The sequence below is a fragment of the Pseudomonas rossensis genome, from assembly GCF_039888995.1.
Lineage (GTDB): Bacteria > Pseudomonadota > Gammaproteobacteria > Pseudomonadales > Pseudomonadaceae > Aquipseudomonas > Aquipseudomonas rossensis.
Genome location: NZ_JBBWCB010000001.1, coordinates 143,634 through 160,561, shown reverse-complemented (window position 1 = coordinate 160,561; position 16,928 = coordinate 143,634). Strand labels below are relative to the sequence as shown.

At 59.4% G+C, this 16,928-nt stretch carries 21 protein-coding genes; 10 read left to right on the top strand and 11 right to left on the bottom strand.

Annotated elements, in window-relative coordinates:
- Nucleotides 1-159 precede the first annotated feature (159 nt).
- From ftsY to rpoH, 4 genes are all read left to right on the top strand, one after another.
- Nucleotides 160-1,701 carry a signal recognition particle-docking protein FtsY gene (gene ftsY, locus WLY71_RS00730; protein WP_347802107.1) on the top strand — a complete coding sequence of 514 codons (1,542 nt, stop codon included), beginning with the start codon at nt 160-162 and terminating at the stop codon, nt 1,699-1,701.
- The gene (gene ftsE / locus WLY71_RS00725) at nt 1,698-2,369 is read left to right on the top strand and encodes a cell division ATP-binding protein FtsE (RefSeq protein ID WP_008152655.1); all 672 of its coding nucleotides are present in this window, start codon (nt 1,698-1,700) and stop codon (nt 2,367-2,369) included. The genes ftsY and ftsE overlap by 4 nt, the downstream gene beginning before the upstream one ends.
- Complete coding sequence (gene ftsX, locus WLY71_RS00720) at nt 2,366-3,388, top strand: permease-like cell division protein FtsX (protein ID WP_008152652.1); 1,023 nt, start codon at nt 2,366-2,368, stop codon at nt 3,386-3,388. The genes ftsE and ftsX overlap by 4 nt, the downstream gene beginning before the upstream one ends.
- A gap of 113 nt (nt 3,389-3,501) precedes the next feature.
- Nucleotides 3,502-4,356 carry an RNA polymerase sigma factor RpoH gene (gene rpoH, locus WLY71_RS00715; protein ID WP_347802106.1) on the top strand — a complete coding sequence of 285 codons (855 nt, stop codon included), beginning with the start codon at nt 3,502-3,504 and terminating at the stop codon, nt 4,354-4,356.
- A 151-nt stretch (nt 4,357-4,507) separates the two neighbouring features.
- Here rpoH and mtgA read toward each other — a convergent pair whose 3' ends face one another.
- Nucleotides 4,508-5,230 (bottom strand): monofunctional biosynthetic peptidoglycan transglycosylase, encoded by a 723-nt coding sequence (mtgA, locus tag WLY71_RS00710; protein WP_347802105.1) that lies wholly within the window; start codon nt 5,228-5,230, stop codon nt 4,508-4,510.
- A gap of 74 nt (nt 5,231-5,304) precedes the next feature.
- Here mtgA and WLY71_RS00705 point away from each other — a divergent pair, with 74 nt between their 5' ends.
- The 4 genes from WLY71_RS00705 to trmB all read left to right on the top strand — a co-directional run bounded on the left by WLY71_RS00705 (nt 5,305) and on the right by trmB (nt 7,557).
- Nucleotides 5,305-5,676 (top strand): DUF423 domain-containing protein, encoded by a 372-nt coding sequence (locus WLY71_RS00705; RefSeq protein ID WP_347802104.1) that lies wholly within the window; start codon nt 5,305-5,307, stop codon nt 5,674-5,676.
- Between the two features lie 90 nt (nt 5,677-5,766).
- A complete protein-coding gene (gene thiS / locus WLY71_RS00700) occupies nt 5,767-5,967 on the top strand; it encodes a sulfur carrier protein ThiS (protein ID WP_162491065.1) in 201 nt (66 codons plus the stop codon).
- Between the two features lie 60 nt (nt 5,968-6,027).
- Nucleotides 6,028-6,822, top strand: a complete 795-nt coding sequence (locus tag WLY71_RS00695; RefSeq protein WP_007897902.1) for a thiazole synthase — start codon at nt 6,028-6,030, stop codon at nt 6,820-6,822.
- A 9-nt stretch (nt 6,823-6,831) separates the two neighbouring features.
- Nucleotides 6,832-7,557 carry a tRNA (guanosine(46)-N7)-methyltransferase TrmB gene (gene trmB / locus WLY71_RS00690; protein ID WP_347802103.1) on the top strand — a complete coding sequence of 242 codons (726 nt, stop codon included), beginning with the start codon at nt 6,832-6,834 and terminating at the stop codon, nt 7,555-7,557.
- Nucleotides 7,558-7,684: 127 nt separating this feature from the next.
- On the opposite strand, the gene WLY71_RS00685 is transcribed toward trmB, so the two are convergent.
- From WLY71_RS00685 to WLY71_RS00645, 9 genes are all read right to left on the bottom strand, one after another.
- Nucleotides 7,685-8,008, bottom strand: a complete 324-nt coding sequence (locus WLY71_RS00685) for a DUF3392 domain-containing protein (protein ID WP_046045220.1) — start codon at nt 8,006-8,008, stop codon at nt 7,685-7,687.
- A gap of 22 nt (nt 8,009-8,030) precedes the next feature.
- Entirely contained in the window at nt 8,031-9,236 is a 1,206-nt protein-coding gene (hemW, locus tag WLY71_RS00680) for a radical SAM family heme chaperone HemW (protein ID WP_347802102.1), read from the bottom strand.
- Nucleotides 9,233-9,829, bottom strand: a complete 597-nt coding sequence (gene rdgB / locus WLY71_RS00675; protein ID WP_347802101.1) for an RdgB/HAM1 family non-canonical purine NTP pyrophosphatase — start codon at nt 9,827-9,829, stop codon at nt 9,233-9,235. The genes hemW and rdgB overlap by 4 nt, the downstream gene beginning before the upstream one ends.
- A complete protein-coding gene (locus WLY71_RS00670; protein WP_347802100.1) occupies nt 9,826-10,260 on the bottom strand; it encodes a DUF4426 domain-containing protein in 435 nt (144 codons plus the stop codon). The genes rdgB and WLY71_RS00670 overlap by 4 nt, the downstream gene beginning before the upstream one ends.
- Nucleotides 10,261-10,286: 26 nt before the next feature.
- Entirely contained in the window at nt 10,287-10,907 is a 621-nt protein-coding gene (metW, locus tag WLY71_RS00665; RefSeq protein ID WP_347802099.1) for a methionine biosynthesis protein MetW, read from the bottom strand.
- A 7-nt stretch (nt 10,908-10,914) separates the two neighbouring features.
- The gene (gene metX, locus WLY71_RS00660; RefSeq protein ID WP_347802098.1) at nt 10,915-12,054 is read right to left on the bottom strand and encodes a homoserine O-succinyltransferase MetX; all 1,140 of its coding nucleotides are present in this window, start codon (nt 12,052-12,054) and stop codon (nt 10,915-10,917) included.
- 194 nt (nt 12,055-12,248) lie between these two features.
- On the bottom strand, nt 12,249-12,839 hold the full coding sequence (locus tag WLY71_RS00655; RefSeq protein ID WP_347802097.1) for a YggT family protein: 591 nt from the start codon (nt 12,837-12,839) through the stop codon (nt 12,249-12,251).
- Nucleotides 12,840-12,849: 10 nt separating this feature from the next.
- Nucleotides 12,850-13,668, bottom strand: a complete 819-nt coding sequence (gene proC, locus WLY71_RS00650) for a pyrroline-5-carboxylate reductase (RefSeq protein WP_347802096.1) — start codon at nt 13,666-13,668, stop codon at nt 12,850-12,852.
- Nucleotides 13,669-13,701: 33 nt separating this feature from the next.
- Complete coding sequence (locus WLY71_RS00645) at nt 13,702-14,400, bottom strand: YggS family pyridoxal phosphate-dependent enzyme (protein WP_140675048.1); 699 nt, start codon at nt 14,398-14,400, stop codon at nt 13,702-13,704.
- A 55-nt stretch (nt 14,401-14,455) separates the two neighbouring features.
- Between WLY71_RS00645 and WLY71_RS00640 the strand changes: the two genes are divergently transcribed.
- Nucleotides 14,456-15,490: a type IV pilus twitching motility protein PilT gene (locus WLY71_RS00640; protein WP_347802095.1), complete on the top strand. Its 1,035-nt coding sequence runs from the start codon at nt 14,456-14,458 to the stop codon at nt 15,488-15,490.
- 102 nt (nt 15,491-15,592) lie between these two features.
- On the opposite strand, the gene WLY71_RS00635 is transcribed toward WLY71_RS00640, so the two are convergent.
- A complete protein-coding gene (locus WLY71_RS00635) occupies nt 15,593-16,210 on the bottom strand; it encodes a C40 family peptidase (protein WP_347802094.1) in 618 nt (205 codons plus the stop codon).
- 249 nt (nt 16,211-16,459) lie between these two features.
- Here WLY71_RS00635 and WLY71_RS00630 point away from each other — a divergent pair, with 249 nt between their 5' ends.
- Entirely contained in the window at nt 16,460-16,879 is a 420-nt protein-coding gene (locus WLY71_RS00630) for an NINE protein (protein WP_347802093.1), read from the top strand.
- Nucleotides 16,880-16,928: the final 49 nt, after the last annotated feature.

The following is a 16,928-nucleotide window of genomic DNA, read 5'->3' as shown; positions in this document are numbered from 1 at the left end:
GTTCCAGTCCATCGTATTAGTCAACCTTTGAGGTGCTGTTTGCACCTCGACAAAATGTTGCGCGTGAACAAGCTGGGTCAATCGCAGTCTGTTCTGCATCGAATATTTATTTGCCGAGGCGCCCTTTGGCGCGTCGCTACCGTGAGATAGCCGTCCTCCATGTTTGGTTCCAACGACGACAAGAAAGCCCCAGCTGCGGCTGGTGAGAAGAAAAGCCTGTTCGGATGGCTGCGCAAAAAGCCGCAGGAACCCGTCGTCGAACAGCCACAGCCACTTCCTGAGCCAACGCCTGCGCCGGTAATAGAAGAAGAGCCTGCGCCGATTGTCCTGCCGATCGCCGAGCCGGTGCTGCAACCGGTCACCGAGCCTGAGCCTGATGTCGTCGCCGAAGTCGTGGCCCAGGTACCGCTCACACCCGTTGCCGAGCCATGGCTGACGTTGCCAGTGGCGGAAGAGCCGGTGGCATTGGTCGTAGATGAGCTGGCGCCGCACGTTACACCGCCGATTCCAGCGCCGACTGCGTTTGCTCCTGAGCCCGTTCAAGCGCCAGTGGTTGAGCCGGTTGTCGCGCCAGTGGTGGTGGCCGAGCCTGAACCGGTTGTTCCGGAGCCTGTGGTGCCCGCTTTCGTTGCTCCGGTTGCTCCGGTTGCTCCGGTTGCTCCGGTTGCCCCGGTTGTTCCAGCGCCGGCACCGATCGTCGCTCCCGTTGTCGCCGCACCTGTCGTTCCCGTCGAAGTGCCTGTCGAGCCCGCGCGTACCGAAGAAACCAAAGCCGGTTTCTTCGCCCGCCTGAAACAGGGCTTGTCCAAGACCAGCGCCAGCATCGGCGAAGGCATGGCCAGCCTGTTCCTGGGCAAGAAGATCATCGATGACGAGCTGCTCGAAGACATCGAAACCCGCCTGCTGACCGCCGACGTTGGCGTCGAGGCGACTTCGGTGATCATTCAGCGTCTGACCCAGAAGGTCGCCCGTAAAGAATTGGCCGATGCCGATGCGCTGTACAAATCCCTGCAAGCGGAACTGGCGGCCATGCTCAAGCCGGTCGAGCAACCGCTGAAAATCGCTTCGCAGACCAAGCCGTTCGTAATCCTGGTCGTCGGCGTCAACGGTGCCGGCAAGACCACCACCATCGGCAAACTGGCGAAGAAGCTGCAGCTCGAAGGCAAGAAAGTCATGCTCGCGGCCGGCGATACCTTCCGCGCCGCCGCCGTCGAACAATTGCAGGTCTGGGGCGAGCGCAACAAAATCCCGGTCATCGCCCAGCACACTGGCGCTGACTCGGCTTCGGTTATCTTCGATGCCGTGCAAGCGGCCAAGGCCCGTGGCATCGACGTATTGATCGCCGACACCGCCGGTCGTTTGCACACCAAAGACAATTTGATGGAAGAGTTGAAGAAGGTTCGCCGGGTAATTGGCAAACTCGACGCCGATGCGCCGCACGAAGTGCTGTTGGTGCTCGATGCCGGCACTGGCCAGAACGCGATCAACCAGGCCAAACAATTCAACCAGACCGTCGAACTGACTGGCCTGGCGCTGACCAAGCTCGATGGCACCGCCAAAGGCGGGGTGATTTTCGCCCTCGCCAAGCAGTTTGGCTTGCCGATTCGCTACATCGGCGTCGGTGAAGGCATCGATGATTTGCGTACTTTTGAAGCAGAACCCTTTGTCCAGGCACTGTTTGCCGAGCGGGAGCGTTCATGATTCGTTTCGAACAGGTCGGTAAACGCTACCCGAACGGCCACGTCGGCTTGCATGAGCTGAGCTTTCGAGTCCGTCGGGGCGAGTTTTTGTTTGTGACCGGCCACTCTGGTGCCGGTAAAAGCACTTTGTTGCGCCTGCTGCTGGCGATGGAGCGTCCGACCACCGGCAAATTGCTGCTGGCCGGGCAAGACCTGAGCACCATCAGCAACGCGCAGATTCCTTACCTGCGGCGCCAGATCGGTGTGGTGTTCCAGAATCACCAACTGCTGTTCGATCGCACGGTGTTCAACAACATCGCGCTGCCTTTGCAGATCCTTGGGCTGTCCAAGGCCGAGATCGCCAAGCGCGTGGATTCGGCGCTCGAGCGCGTGGCACTGTCGGACAAGACCGACTTATACCCTGGCGACCTGTCCACCGGTCAGCAACAGCGCGTCGGCATCGCCCGCGCCATCGTTCACCGCCCGGCCTTGCTGCTGGCGGACGAACCGACCGGTAACCTCGATCCACGTCTGGCGGCAGAAATCATGGGCGTGTTCGAAGACATCAACCGTTTGGGCACCAGCGTGTTGATTGCCAGTCACGACCTGGCACTGATCGCCCGCATGCGCCACCGCATGCTGACCCTGCAACGTGGCCGATTGATCGGCGACGGGGAGGCCGGCGTATGAGTGCGACACGCAGCCCCAAGGTTTCCGAGCGCGTGGCCCCCAAGGCTGCCGACCAGCAGCCGCAGAAGAAAAAACGCGACGATGATGACGGCCCGGATTTCGCCACACTGTTTCGTGCCTGGGTCGAGAGTCATCGCGCCAGTCTGCTCGATAGCTTGCGTCGTTTGGGCAAGCAGCCCATCGGTAGCTTCTTCACCTGCATGGTGATGGCGGTTGCCCTGAGTTTGCCGATGGGCCTGTCACTTTTGCTAAGTAACGTCGAGCGTCTTGGCGGTTCCTGGCAGCGTGCGGCGCAGATTTCCCTGTACCTGCAAATCGAGGCCAGCCCCGCTGAAGGCGAGTCGTTGCGCGAGCAGATCAAAGGCATGCCTGGCGTAGCTGATGCTGAATATGTCGGCCGCGATCAGGCGCTGGAAGAGTTTCAGCAGCAGTCCGGTCTGGGCGAGGCGCTCAAGGAGTTGCCCGAAAACCCGCTACCAGGCGTGGTTCTGGTGACGCCGAACGAAGTCGACAAGCCTGCGCTTGAAGCATTACGACAAAAACTTTCCGAGTTGCCCAAGGTACAACAGGCGCAACTTGATCTAGTCTGGGTCGAGCGTCTGGCAGCCATCCTCAAGTTGGGCGACCGTTTTGTCTTCGGTCTGACCGTGCTTTTGGTTTCTGCATTACTTTTGGTGATAGGCAATACCATTCGTCTTCATATTGAAAACCGCCGCACAGAGATAGAAGTGATTAAACTCGTCGGCGGCACTGACAGCTATGTGCGCAGGCCCTTTCTGTATATGGGTGCGCTTTATGGCTTCGGTGCGGGGATTCTTTCCTGGGGTGTATTGGCGTTCGGCCTTGATTGGCTGAACGACGCGGTGGTTGGGCTGGCCGGTCTGTACGGCAGTGATTTTGCGCTGGCCGGAGTGCCAGTTGCCGACGGTCTGTCTCTCTTGCTTGGCGCGGTGCTGTTGGGGTATATCGGTGCATGGATTGCAGTCGCACGCCACCTGAGGGAGCTTGCGCCTAAGTAGTATCATTTTGCTCGTATTGACCTTTCAGCGTTTATGGGAACTTGTCTTTCGGTTTCCGGTCAATTTTCGCAGTGCTGAACTGCACGAGTTATGTAAGTCGGAGGTTTTTTCGTATGACCAATTCTTTGCAACCTGCATATGCTCTGGTCCCGGGTGCGAACCTGGAGGCCTATGTGCACACCGTGAACAGCATTCCATTGCTGACGCCGGAGCGGGAGCGTGAACTGGCCGAGAGTCTCTATTATGAGCAGGATTTGGGGGCGGCTCGGCAGATGGTGCTCGCCCACCTGCGTTTTGTTGTACATATCGCCCGTAGCTATTCCGGCTATGGTCTGGCTCAGGCTGACCTGATCCAGGAAGGCAACGTCGGCCTGATGAAGGCCGTGAAACGCTTCAACCCGGAAATGGGTGTACGTCTGGTTTCGTTCGCTGTGCACTGGATCAAGGCGGAAATCCACGAGTTCATCCTGCGCAACTGGCGCATTGTGAAAGTCGCGACCACCAAGGCCCAGCGCAAGCTCTTCTTCAACCTGCGCAGCCAGAAGAAGCGTCTGGCGTGGCTGAACAACGAGGAAGTCCACCGTGTGGCGGAAAGCCTCGGCGTAGAGCCGCGGGAAGTGCGTGAGATGGAAAGTCGCCTGACCGGCCATGACATGGCCTTCGACCCGGCCGCGGAAGCGGACGACGACAGTGCTTTCCAATCGCCGGCCAACTACCTGGAAGACCACCGGTACGACCCGGCCCGTCAGCTGGAAGATGCCGACTGGAGCGACAACTCCAACCACAACCTGCACGAAGCGCTTGAAGTGCTGGACGACCGCAGCCGTGACATCCTCTACCAGCGCTGGCTGGCGGAAGAAAAAGCCACGCTGCATGACCTGGCGCAGAAGTACAACGTGTCGGCCGAGCGTATTCGTCAGCTCGAGAAGAGCGCGATGAACAAGCTCAAGTTGTCGATCGCCGCCTAACCGCAGCTCAGGCAATAAAAAACGCCCCGATCATTGATTGATCGGGGCGTTTTTGTTTGAGATCAAAAGATCGCCGCCTTCGGCAGCTCCTACAGGGGAGCGCGTACACCTGTAGGAGCTGCCGAAGGCTGCGATCTTTTGACGTTTGGGGTCATTGAGCCCAAGGCGCGTGGCGAGAATCATTGAGCCCCAGCAAATAGCTGTCACCGCCCAACTGACTCATCTGCTGCCGAATCCAGCCCGCACGTCGTGCAACATAGTTGGTCGGATGGCTCGCACTCCACACCCGCGGATTTGGCAATACGGCGGCCAGCAAGCTCGATTGTTGACGGCTAAGACCCTTAGCGCCAACACCAAAGTGATGCCGAGCCGCCGCTTCAGCGCCAAATACCCCGTCATCCCACTCGACACTGTTGAGGTACACCTCAAGAATTCGCTGCTTGGGCCAGAACACTTCGATCAGCCCGGTAAACCAGGCTTCCAGGCCTTTGCGTAGCCAGCTGCGGCCGGACCACAGAAACAGATTCTTCGAGACCTGCTGGCTCAGGGTGCTGGCGCCGCGAATCGTTCCACCGAGTTCGTTGTGGGCCAGTGCGGCCTGGATCGCGCCAAAGTCAAAACCCCAATGCTCCGGGAATTTCTGATCCTCGCCGGCAATCACCGCGACTTTCAGGTCATCGGAGATTTCATCCCAGGGTTTCCAGGTACGTTGCAGGTCGATGGGCTCGCCGTCGAACCAGGATTCGACCTTGCGCTCGACCATCAGCGCCGTTCCCGGTGGAGGTACCACGCGAAAGATCAGCACCAGCAATACGCTGCCACCCGCGAACCAGAGCAGGGCCTTCGTGAATCGTCGCAAAAATAAACGCAGCATAGAGATGGCTTGGCCGAACCCGTTGAGCCGGCCATTATACAGACCCTGTTGATCGAGTCTGACTGGAGTTCTTCATGTTGCGTGGCTTCCTGATGCTGGCTGCTTTTTTCGGCTTCACCGGTGTTGCCTTGGGCGCATTCGCCGCCCACGGCCTGAAAAACCGCCTGAGCGCCGAGTACCTGGCGATTTTCCATACGGGCGTCACCTATCAACTGGTGCACACCCTGGCGTTGCTGGGTGTAGCGCTGCTCGCCACGCAGATTCCCGGTCGACTGATTACCTGGGCCGGCGCATCATTTGCTATTGGCATTCTGTTGTTTTCCGGCAGCCTGTACCTGCTGGCGGTGACAGGCATCGGCAAGCTCGGGATCGTTACGCCCTTCGGTGGCCTGGCATTTCTGGTCGGCTGGTTCTGCCTGGGGCTTGCCGCCTGGCGGTTGAGCTGACCGAGCAGTCCATTTCATGACGAATGGCTTGGGTCGCCAAGACTGATCGGGCTAGAATGCCAGCCCCTAAAAATGATGGCGGCATTCGGCATGCGCATTCAGTTGAACGGCGAATCCCTTGAACTGCCCGACGGTGAAACCGTTGCGGCCCTGCTGACCCGTCTGGATCTGACCGGACGCCGGGTGGCGGTCGAACTCAATCTGGATATCGTCCCGCGCAGCCAGCACGCAGAAACCACGCTGAACGACGGCGATTCCGTCGAAGTGGTTCACGCTATCGGCGGCGGCTAGTCGTCCGGCCCTTAAGGGCACAGAATTCTGCAAGAACCTCACCCCTACAGAGGATTTCCCATGAGCATCGTTCGTAGCGACAAGCCCTTCGTTCTGGCCGGTCGTACTTACCAGTCGCGTTTGCTGGTAGGCACCGGCAAGTACCGCGACATGGAAGAAACCCGCCTGGCCATCGAAGCCTCGGGTGCCGAGATCGTCACCTTCGCCGTGCGCCGCACCAACCTCGGCCAGAACCCGGGCGAACCGAACCTGCTCGAAGTCCTGTCGCCGGATCGCTACACCTTCCTGCCTAACACCGCCGGTTGCTTCGACGCTACCGAGGCTGTGCGCACCTGCCGCCTGGCCCGTGAGCTGCTCGGCGGCCACAACCTGGTGAAGCTGGAAGTACTGGCCGACCAGAAAACCCTGTTCCCTAACGTGATCGAGACCCTCAAGGCCGCCGAAGTGCTGGTCAAGGAAGGTTTCGACGTGATGGTTTACACCAGCGATGACCCGATTATCGCCCGTCAACTGGCGGAAATCGGCTGCATCGCGGTCATGCCGCTGGCTGGTCTGATCGGCACGGGCCTGGGGATCTGCAACCCGTACAACCTGCAAATCATCCTCGAAGAAGCCAAGATCCCGGTGCTGGTGGATGCCGGTGTCGGTACCGCTTCCGACGCCACCATTGCCATGGAACTGGGTTGCGAAGCGGTGCTGATGAACTCGGCCATCGCCCATGCCCAGCAGCCGATCATGATGGCCGAAGCCATGAAACACGCCATCGTCGCGGGCCGCTTGGCTTACCTCGCCGGTCGTATGCCGAAAAAACTCTATGCCAGCGCCTCCTCGCCGCTGGATGGTCTGATCAAGTAAGAGCCATTGATGACTGAATCAAACGAAACGCCTATCCAGCCGGAAGAAGGCGAAGAGCGCCAACACCGCCGCATCAAGAGTTTCGTGATGCGCGCCGGGCGCATGACCGAAGGCCAGCAAAAAGGCCTGGAGCAGGGCACGCCGCTGTTCGTGTTGCCTCTGGCCGACGCGCCGGTGGACTTCGACCAGGTGTTTGGCCGTTCGGCGCCGCGATCCCTGGAAATCGGTTTCGGCATGGGGCATTCGCTGCTGGAAATGGCCGCTGCCTCGCCGGAGCAGGATTTCATTGGCGTGGAAGTGCACCGTCCGGGTGTTGGCGCGCTGCTCAATGGCGTGCTCACTCAGGGCCTGACCAACCTGCGGGTCTACGATTGCGATGCGATCGAAGTGCTCAACCGCTGCGTGGCTGACAACAGCCTCGATCGCCTGATGCTGTTTTTCCCGGACCCGTGGCACAAGAGCCGTCACCACAAGCGCCGTATCGTTCAGGCGTCGTTCGCTGAACTGGTGCGCAGCAAGTTGAAGGTCGGCGGTGTGCTACACATGGCCACCGACTGGGAACCGTACGCCGAGTACATGCTGGAAGTGATGAGCGTCGCGCCGGGTTATCGCAACCTGGCCGAAGACGGCAAGTGCGTCCCGCGCCCGGCCGAACGCCCGATCACCAAGTTCGAACGCCGCGGCGAGCGTCTTGGGCATGGCGTGTGGGACCTGAAGTTCGAAAAACAGTCCTAAACGGTAATACAAAAACCTGTGGGAGCGGGCTTGCCCGCGATAACGGTCTGACAGTCAATATAGATGTTGAATGTTATGGCCTCATCGCGGGCAAGCCCGCTCCCACAGTTTTGTGGTGTGTTCGAGCTCAGCGGCGGTCAGCTACGACGCCGATCAGCACCAGCACCACCAACAACACCGGTGCCAGGCTGTAGTTGTTGAACTGGCTCAGGCCTTTGATGATCCACGGGGTGGCGTAGATCAGTGCGACGCCGCTGCCGATCATGCACAGCAGGGCCATCAGCGGGACGCGCAAGGCGCCGGCGATGCTGCCCAGGCGTTGGTCGACCCAGCCTTTGATATCGGCGCCAAACAACACCAGCAGGCAGCCCACCAGTGCCAGAGCGATTTCAGACAGGTTGCTACGGCTCCAGCGGGATGCGGTGGCGAGCAGGTCGAGTATCAAATCCATTCGTTTCCCCTTAAGGCTGAAATCAGCTCAAAAATGTCTGCAGCAAGTCATTGAGGAAGAGTTGTCCGCGCTCGGTGGCCGCCAGACGTGACGGTTCGACCTGCAACAAGCCACTTTGTTCGGCTTCGCGACGGCCTTCGGCGAGGCTTTCCAGGCTCAGCCCAGTGCGTTCCGGGTACAGTCGCGATTCCACGCCAGCGGTCAGTCGCAAGGCGTTCATCAGGAACTCGAACGGCAGTTCTTCATTGGTCAGGGCTTTCTCCCCAGCCTTGAAGCTTTTGGCAGGGTTGAGGTAGTCCTTCGGCAGACGGGTCTTCCAGGTACGGACAATGCGCCCGTCCGGGTGGCTGAGCTTGCCGTGAGCCCCGGCACCGATGCCGATGAAGTCCCCGAAACTCCAGTAATTGAGGTTATGCCGCGCCGGACGACCGGGTTGGGCATACGCCGAGACTTCGTATTGCGCGTAACCGTGCTCGGCCAACAGCGCCTGACCGGCTTCCTGAATATCCCACAGCGTGTCGTCTTCCGGCAGCGTTGGCGGCTGGTTCCAGAACACCGTGTTCGGCTCCAGGGTTAGCTGATACCAGGACAAGTGGGTCGGTTTCAGGGCGATGGCCTGGCGCAGATCGCTCAGGGCGTCGTCCAGGGACTGATCGGGTAAACCGTGCATCAGGTCCAGATTGAAGTTGTCGAACCCGGCCTGGCGGGCCATGCCGGCGGCACGTACCGCTTCGTCACCGTTGTGAATCCGCCCCAGCGCTTTGAGTTTCTCTTCCTGAAAGCTCTGGATGCCGATCGACAGGCGATTGATACCCAGCGCCCGATAGGCGACGAACTTCTCTTGCTCGAACGTTCCCGGATTGGCTTCCAGAGTGATCTCGATGTCGCGGGCAAACGGAATGCGTTGCTCGACGCCTTTGAGCAAGCGCCCCAAAGCCTCGGCGCTAAACAGACTCGGCGTGCCGCCACCAAAGAAGATCGAACTCAGCTCACGGCCGTAAACCGCATGCAGGTCCTGATCGAGGTCGGCCAGCAGCGCGTCCACATACTCTTCTTCCGGCAGCACCGGGCTGGCGGTGTGGGAGTTGAAGTCGCAATAAGGGCATTTGCGCACACACCACGGGATGTGGATGTACAACGCCAGGGGCGGCAGCAGGGGGAGCGCGGCCCGAGGCGATTGGGCGGCACCGCCGAAGATCAGCGGCGACGCGGATGAGTCGTGGATCATTTCAGGCCCAGACGCTGGCGCAGCAGATCCATTGCACGGGCGCGGTGGCTGATGAGGTTCTTGTCGCTCGGGCTCAGTTCGGCGCTGGAGCAGTCGCGTTCCGGCACCCAGAACAGCGGATCGTAACCAAAACCGTGTTCGCCGCTGGCCTGGGTCAGGATGCGCCCGTGCCACAGGCCTTCGCAGAGGATCGGCAACGGATCGTCGGCGTGACGCACTAGCGCCAGCACGCAAACGAACTGCGCACCGCGCTCGGCTTCAGGCACGTCTTTCAACACGTCGAGGAGTTTGGCGTTGTTCGCCGCATCGCCTTGGCCATCGGCGTAACGGGCCGAATAAATACCCGGCGCACCGCCAAGGAAATCCACCGCCAGCCCAGAATCATCGGCCAGTGCCGGCAGGCCGGAAATGCGCGCGGCATTACGGGCCTTGAGGATGGCGTTCTCGACGAACGACAGGCCGGTTTCTTCAGGTTCGACGCTGCTGAACTCGCCGATCGAGCGCAGTTGCACCGATTCGCCGAGCATGGCCTGGAGTTCCTTGAGTTTGCCGGCGTTATGGCTGGCCAGTACGAGTTGCGTGAAATTGATCATTGGCCAGGGAAAAGCTCTTGGTTGAAATTGATGGTGTTGGTTTTATCGCCGCTCTTCACGTTGATCTGGAAGGTACGGGTTTCCTGCTGATCGACCGGATATTGCGCGATGTAGTAGACAGCGCCCTGTTCGGAGATCTGTTTGAATTTCAACGAGACGCTTTGGCTGGTGAGGTCTTTGACCGTACCGTTGACTTCAGCCGTCAGAGGTTTGCCATCCTTGAGCACGGAGACATTGATCACACCCTGGTTCTTGCTTCGCGTCAGCCCGGCCGCTTTGGCGATGTCCGGTGTCAGGAAGGTGGAGTTGAAGGTGTTGTAATGCACCGTCACATCGCCAAATTTTTCCTGACGGTCACCTTTGATGACGTCGGCGGCCATGGCGGTGACGCTCAGGCAGGCAGTAAGTAAAAACAGCGCTAGACGACCCATGTTCGTTCTCCTCGAAGTGTCGCTGTTCAGACCGCGATCTTGTGGTCTTGCAGCCCAGGGCTGCTGACGCGGTAAATACCGATTTCACCTAATAGATTAGGCCATAGCTTACTGGCCCACCCGTGGCGGTGCTGTTGATCTACGGCCAGCCGATCAATGACCTTGGCTTCACGTTCGCGACACAACGCTTCAAAGTCTTCGAAGGTGCAAAAGTGGATGTTCGGCGTGTTGTACCAGGTGTACGGCAGAAAATCGGACACCGGCATCCGACCCTTGCTCGCCAGGTACCAGCGGCAGCGCCAGTGACCGAAGTTGGGGAAGGTGATGATGCACTGGCGACCGACACGCAGCATTTCGTCGAGGATCTTGTCCGGATAGTGCACGGCTTGCAGCGCCTGGGTCATGACCACGACGTCGAAGCTGTTGCTGGCAAAGTTGCCCAGGCCCTTGTCCAGGTCCTGTTCAATGACATTGATGCCTTTGGCCACGCACTCGGCGATGTTCTCCGGGTCATTTTCCAGGCCATAGCCGGTCACTTGCTTGTTATCGCGCAGCCAGGTCAGCAGCTCACCGTCGCCGCAGCCGAGGTCGAGTACGCGGCTACCGGCGGGGATCCATTCCTGGATGATTTCCAGATCGGCTCTCATGTCTTCCTCAAAGCGAAATACGGTTCATGTAATTGCTGAAAGCCTGCAAGTAACGCGGGATCGGAATCAGAAAGGCATCGTGGCCTTGCGGAGCATCGATCTCCAGGTAGCAGACGTCTTTCTTGGCCGCCATCAGCGCGTCCACCAGTTCCCGCGAGCGGGCAGGGGAGAAGCGCCAGTCGGTGGTGAAGGACATCACGCAGAACTTGGCTTGGGCGTTGGCGAAAGTTTTCGCCAGGTCATCGTCGAAGTTCGCTGCCGGATCGAAGTAGTCCAGCGCCTTGGTCATCAGCAGGTACGTGTTGGCGTCGAAACGCCCGGAGAACTCTTCGCCCTGATAACGCAGGTAGCTTTCGACCTGGAATTCGACGCTGTGGAAGTCGTAGTTGAGCTTTTCGCTCTTCAGGCCACGACCGAATTTCTCACCCATGGAGTCGTCGGACAGGTACGTGATGTGCCCGACCATCCGCGCCAGCATCAAGCCACGCTTGGGGATCACGCCCGCTTCCTGGAACGAACCGCCGTGGAACTCGGGGTCGGTGAGGATTGCCTGGCGCGCCACTTCGTTGAAGGCAATGTTCTGTGCCGACAGCTTGGGGGCCGAGGCGATGGCCAGGCAGTGGCGAATGCGATCCGGGTAAGTGATGCTCCACTGCATCGCCTGCATGCCACCGAGACTGCCGCCAATCACGGCGGCCCACTGGCCGATGCCGATGCGGTCTGCCAGGCGCGCCTGGCTGTGAACCCAGTCTTCCACGGTCAACACAGGGAAGTCGGCGCCAAACGGCTTGCCGGTTTCCGGATTGACGCTGCTCGGGCCGGTGGAGCCATTGCAACCACCGAGGTTGTTCAGGCTGACCACGAAGAATTTGTTGGTATCAATCGGCTTGCCAGGCCCGATGCAGCTATCCCACCAACCGGGTTTGCGGTCGTCGGGGCTGTGGAAGCCGGCAGCGTGATGATGACCGGACAAGGCGTGGCAGATCAGCACGGCGTTGCTCGCCGCAGCGTTCAGCGTGCCGTAGGTTTCATAGATCAGGTCATAAGCTGCGAGCGAACGGCCGCAGGCCAAGGCCAGGGGTTCACTGAAGTGCGCCACTTGCGGCGTCACCAGACCAACAGAATCGGGGGGAAAGGCAGCTGGCATCGACCCTGCTCTCGTTGAAATGAGGCGTAAGTCTAAAGACCGCTGCCCCGAGCAGCAAGCAAAGGCCGGGCCTGATTTCATTCAGTTAGACCGAGGTGCGGCTATCGCGGGCAAGCCACGCTCCCACATTGGAATGCATACCCTGTGGGAGCGTGGCTTGCCCGCGAAGAACGATGACGCGGTGAGCCTGCCGGTCAGATCAGCAGACGGAGGATTTCCGGCATCATCGTCATGGCGGCGAGGTTGTTGATCACCAGCATGTCGATCAGCTTGAGCACCATGAACGCCAGGATCGGCGAAATATCCAGGCCGCCCAGGTTCGGTATGATCTTGCGGAACGGCGCCAGGGCTGGCTCGCAGATCTGGTTCACCAGCTCGGCGCCAGGGTTATGGCTGCCCGGTGCGACCCAGGACAGGATCACGCTGATGATCAGCGCAAAGAAGAAAATCTTCAGGAACAGCGCGGTCACGCCAATCAGCGACCAGATCAGCAATTGCAGGGGGCTACCGATGGTGCCGTAAGTCAGCAGCAGGGTCAGGGCCATCAGCGCCAGTTGCACGAGGATCGCCAGCACCAGCGAGGACATGTCCAGGCCGAACATGCTCGGGATGATCCGGCGCAATGGCTTGAGCAGCGGCTGGGTGGCTTTCACAGCGAACTGACAGAGCGGGTTGTAGAAGTTCGCGCGTACCAGTTGCAGCACGAAGCGCAGCAGTACGATCAGCAGGTACAGGCTGCCGAGGGTTTGCAGCACGTAGACCGCTGCAGTGTTCAATCCAATCATGTAAGGCTCCTTATTGACCCAATTGTTCGGCCATCTCGGCCGAGCGGTGCGCAGCGGCGCCGAGTGCTTTTTCTACCAGGGCTTCGAAGCCGCCGGCCTGGAACGACTTGATCGCCGCTTCCGTCGTGCCCGCAGGCGACGTCACGCGGCGACGCAGTTCCGCAGCGTCGACGTCACTGGCCACGGCCATGTGAGCAGCGCCCAAAGCGGTTTGCAGGGTCAGTTGTGCAGCGGTTTCCGGTGGCAGGCCAAGTTTCACGCCGGCGGCGGTCATGGCTTCGATCAGCAGGAAGAAGTACGCAGGGCCCGAGCCGGAAACGGCGGTGACTGCGTCCAGTTGCTGCTCCTCATCCAGCCACAGTGCGATGCCGACGGCGGACAGCAGTTCTTGCGCCTGTTGGCGTTGCTCGGTGTTCACTTCAGCCGTGGCGAACAAACCACTCACGCCCTGACGCAGCAACGCCGGGGTGTTGGGCATGCAACGCACGATCGGCTGGGCGCCGAGCCAGTTGTTCATGCTGGCGCAGGTGATGCCGGCAGCAATCGAAACCACCAGTTGATTGGGCTTGAGGCTTGGGCGAATCGCTTCGCAGACGGCCTTCATCGCTTGGGGTTTGACCGCTAGTACGATGACTTCGGCGCCCTGGATGGCTTCGGCGTTGTCGGCGAATACTTCAACGCCGTGTTCAGCGTTCACTCGAGCGCGGGTTTCAGCGCCCGGATCACTGGCGCGGATCTGCGCGGCGTCCAGACCTTTGGCGCGCAGGCCGCCGATCAGGCTGGCGGCCATGTTGCCGGCACCGATAAAGGCAATACGAGTCTTGCTCATGTCAGGTCCTTATAAAGAGAGGAGTCAGCCACGTTATGGCTGGCCATGCATTTGTTGAGAGCCGCGAGCGCCAAACAGGGCTGTGCCGATGCGAACCCAGGTGGCGCCCATGGCGATGGCCGACTCGAGGTCGTGGCTCATGCCCATGGAAAGTGTGTCGAGCGGCAGGTTCAGGCTGGCTTGCAGGCGCTGCACGGCAGCAAAAGCGGCATCCTGAGCGGCGCGATCTTCGGTCGGCTCGGGGATTGCCATCAACCCGCGCAGCTTGATGCGCGGCAGTTCGCTGATGGCGTTGGCCAGCGCCGGCAGGTCGGCCGGGGTGCAGCCGGACTTGCTGGCTTCACCGCTGACGTTGACCTGGATGCAGATGTTCAGTGGGGGCAACTCGGCAGGACGTTGTTCGGACAGGCGTTGTGCGATTTTCAAACGATCCACGGAATGCACCCAGGCGAAGTGCTCGGCGATAGCGCGAGTCTTGTTCGATTGAATGGGGCCGATGAAGTGCCAGATCAAGGGCAGGTCGGCCAATTCGAGCTGTTTGCTCAGGGCTTCCTGCAGGTAATTCTCGCCAAAGTCGCGCAGCCCGGCGGCATACGCTTCGCGCAGGGCTTCGGCGGGCTTGGTCTTGCTCACAGCCAGCAGCTGGACGCTGTCTTCGTCGCGTTTTGCGGCGACGGCAGCGGCGTGGATGCGTGAACTAACCTGAGCGATGTTGTCTGCTATCGTGGACATCAAGAGGCGCCGGCGGCTGAAGGTTCGCGGCATTCTACTGGAATTGAGGAACGCTATGGATATCACTGAGCTGCTGGCTTTCAGCGCGAAACAGGGCGCGTCCGACTTGCATCTGTCTGCCGGCCTGCCACCGATGATTCGGGTCGACGGCGATGTGCGGCGTATCAACCTGCCGGCCTTGGACCACAAGCAGGTGCAGGCGCTGATCTACGACATCATGAACGACACTCAGCGGGTGGACTTTGAGAAGCACCTGGAGACCGACTTCTCCTTTGATGTGCCCGGGGTGGCGCGTTTTCGGGTTAACGCGTTCAACCACAATCGCGGTGCTGGCGCGGTGTTCAGGACCATTCCGTCCAAGGTCCTGAGCATGGACGATCTCGGTATGGGGGAAGTGTTTCGCAAGATTACCGAAGCGCCGCGGGGGCTGGTGCTGGTGACCGGTCCGACCGGTTCCGGCAAATCCACCACCCTGGCGGCGATGATCGATCACCTGAACACCCATCGTCATCACCACATCCTCACCATCGAAGACCCGATCGAGTTCGTCCACGAGTCGCGCAAATGCTTGATCAATCAGCGTGAAGTCCATCGCGATACACGCAGCTTCGCCACGGCTCTACGCTCGGCCCTGCGGGAGGACCCGGACGTGATTCTGGTGGGGGAGATGCGGGATCTCGAGACCATTCGCCTGGCGTTGACCGCTGCCGAAACCGGTCACCTGGTGTTTGGCACGCTGCACACGACATCAGCGGCGAAAACCATCGATCGGGTGGTGGACGTGTTTCCGGGGGACGAGAAGTCGATGGTCCGTTCGATGCTTTCCGAGTCATTGCTGGCGGTGGTATCGCAGACGTTGGTCAAGAAGATCGGCGGCGGGCGGATCGCGGCCCACGAAATCATGCTCGGCACGTCAGCGATCCGTAACCTGATCCGCGAAGACAAGGTGGCGCAGATGTACTCGTCGATTCAGACCGGGGGAAACCTGGGGATGCAGACGCTGGATATGTGCTTGAAGGAGCTGGTGACCAAGGGCTTGATCAGCCGCGAGCATGCGCGGGAGAAGGCGCGGACGCCGGATGGTTTTTGAGGCTTAAAGCAAAAAATCGCAGCTTGCGGCAGCTCCTACAGGGAAATGCATAGTCCCGTGTAGGAGCTGCCGCAAGCTGCGATCTTTTGATCTTGCTTCAAATCAGCGTTGAACAACCTGTAGGGTGTTCTTCTCTTTCGGCATAACCCGCTTGGCAACCACGTAGTGTTTTTGCCAGTAAGGTTTCTTCAGGGTGTCGATGCTCACCGACTTGCCACGACGCGGTGCGTGGATGAAGCGGTCGTTGCCCAGGTAGATGGCAACGTGATTGACCCGACGACTCTTGATATTGAAGAAAATCAGGTCGCCCGGTTTCAGGTCGTTGCGAGCGACTTTGTCGCCATGACCGCTAGCCATCGCATTGGACGTGCGCGGCAGGTCGAACGTGGCGTCGTTAAACGCGTATTTCACCAGGCCACTGCAGTCGAACCCTTTACTTGGGCTACTGCCGCCCCAACGGTATGGGGTACCAAGGACGTTCACGGCACGGCTGAGCACGTCGCTGCTTTCCTTGGTCGCCATTGGCGGAACCAGGCTGCTTTTACTGCTCAGCTGGGGAGCGCGTTTTACGGCTTGTTTGTTTTTACTCGAAGGAGCAGAAACATGGGATTTTTGGGTGTAACCATTAACGTCAGGAAGACGTTGCTCACGATTGGTGGCGTGGGCGGCCAGTGGCATCAAAAGGCAAATGGTTAGCCATGTCTTGAAAAATGGACGCATTAGGCAAGGCTCATATAAGTTAGCGCGCAACTTTATAACAGCTTTTTTGGCCCTTCCGAGGCCGTTGGTCGATTCAACTTTCGGGCAACGGAACCAAATAAGCAGAAAATTGACGCAATTGTCGGACAGAAGTCAGGTGCTATAAGGCTTTGACGGGACACAAGGTAGCAGATGCCATACGTCGGCCACCTGTAAAAAAGTCACAAAGAATTCAAGAATATTTATCTATCGTTTGAAACGAGGACCTTCATGAACACCTATCAACAGTCCGATCCGCAACAAGATACCCACAGCAAAGTGATCGGTTACCTGCTGTGGATTTTGGGTTTTACCGGCGCTCATCGCTTCTATTACGGCAAGCCGGTGACCGGGACGATCTGGTTCTTCACCTTAGGTTTGTTGGGTATCGGTTGGCTGATCGACGTGTTTCTGATCCCGGCCATGGATCGTGAAGCGGACCTGCGTTTTACCGCGGGGCCCATTGAGTACAACGTGGCGTGGATTCTGCTGACGTTTCTTGGGGTGTTCGGCGTACACCGGATGTATCAGGGGAAATGGATCAGCGGATTGCTGTACCTGGTGACGGGTGGGTTGTTCTTTTTGGGGGTGCTGTATGACTTCTGGACGCTGAATGATCAAGTATCGATTCGCAATGCGCAGAACCGATAACAGCAAAGATCAAAAGATCGCAGGCTTCGCCAGCTCCTACAGGGAAATG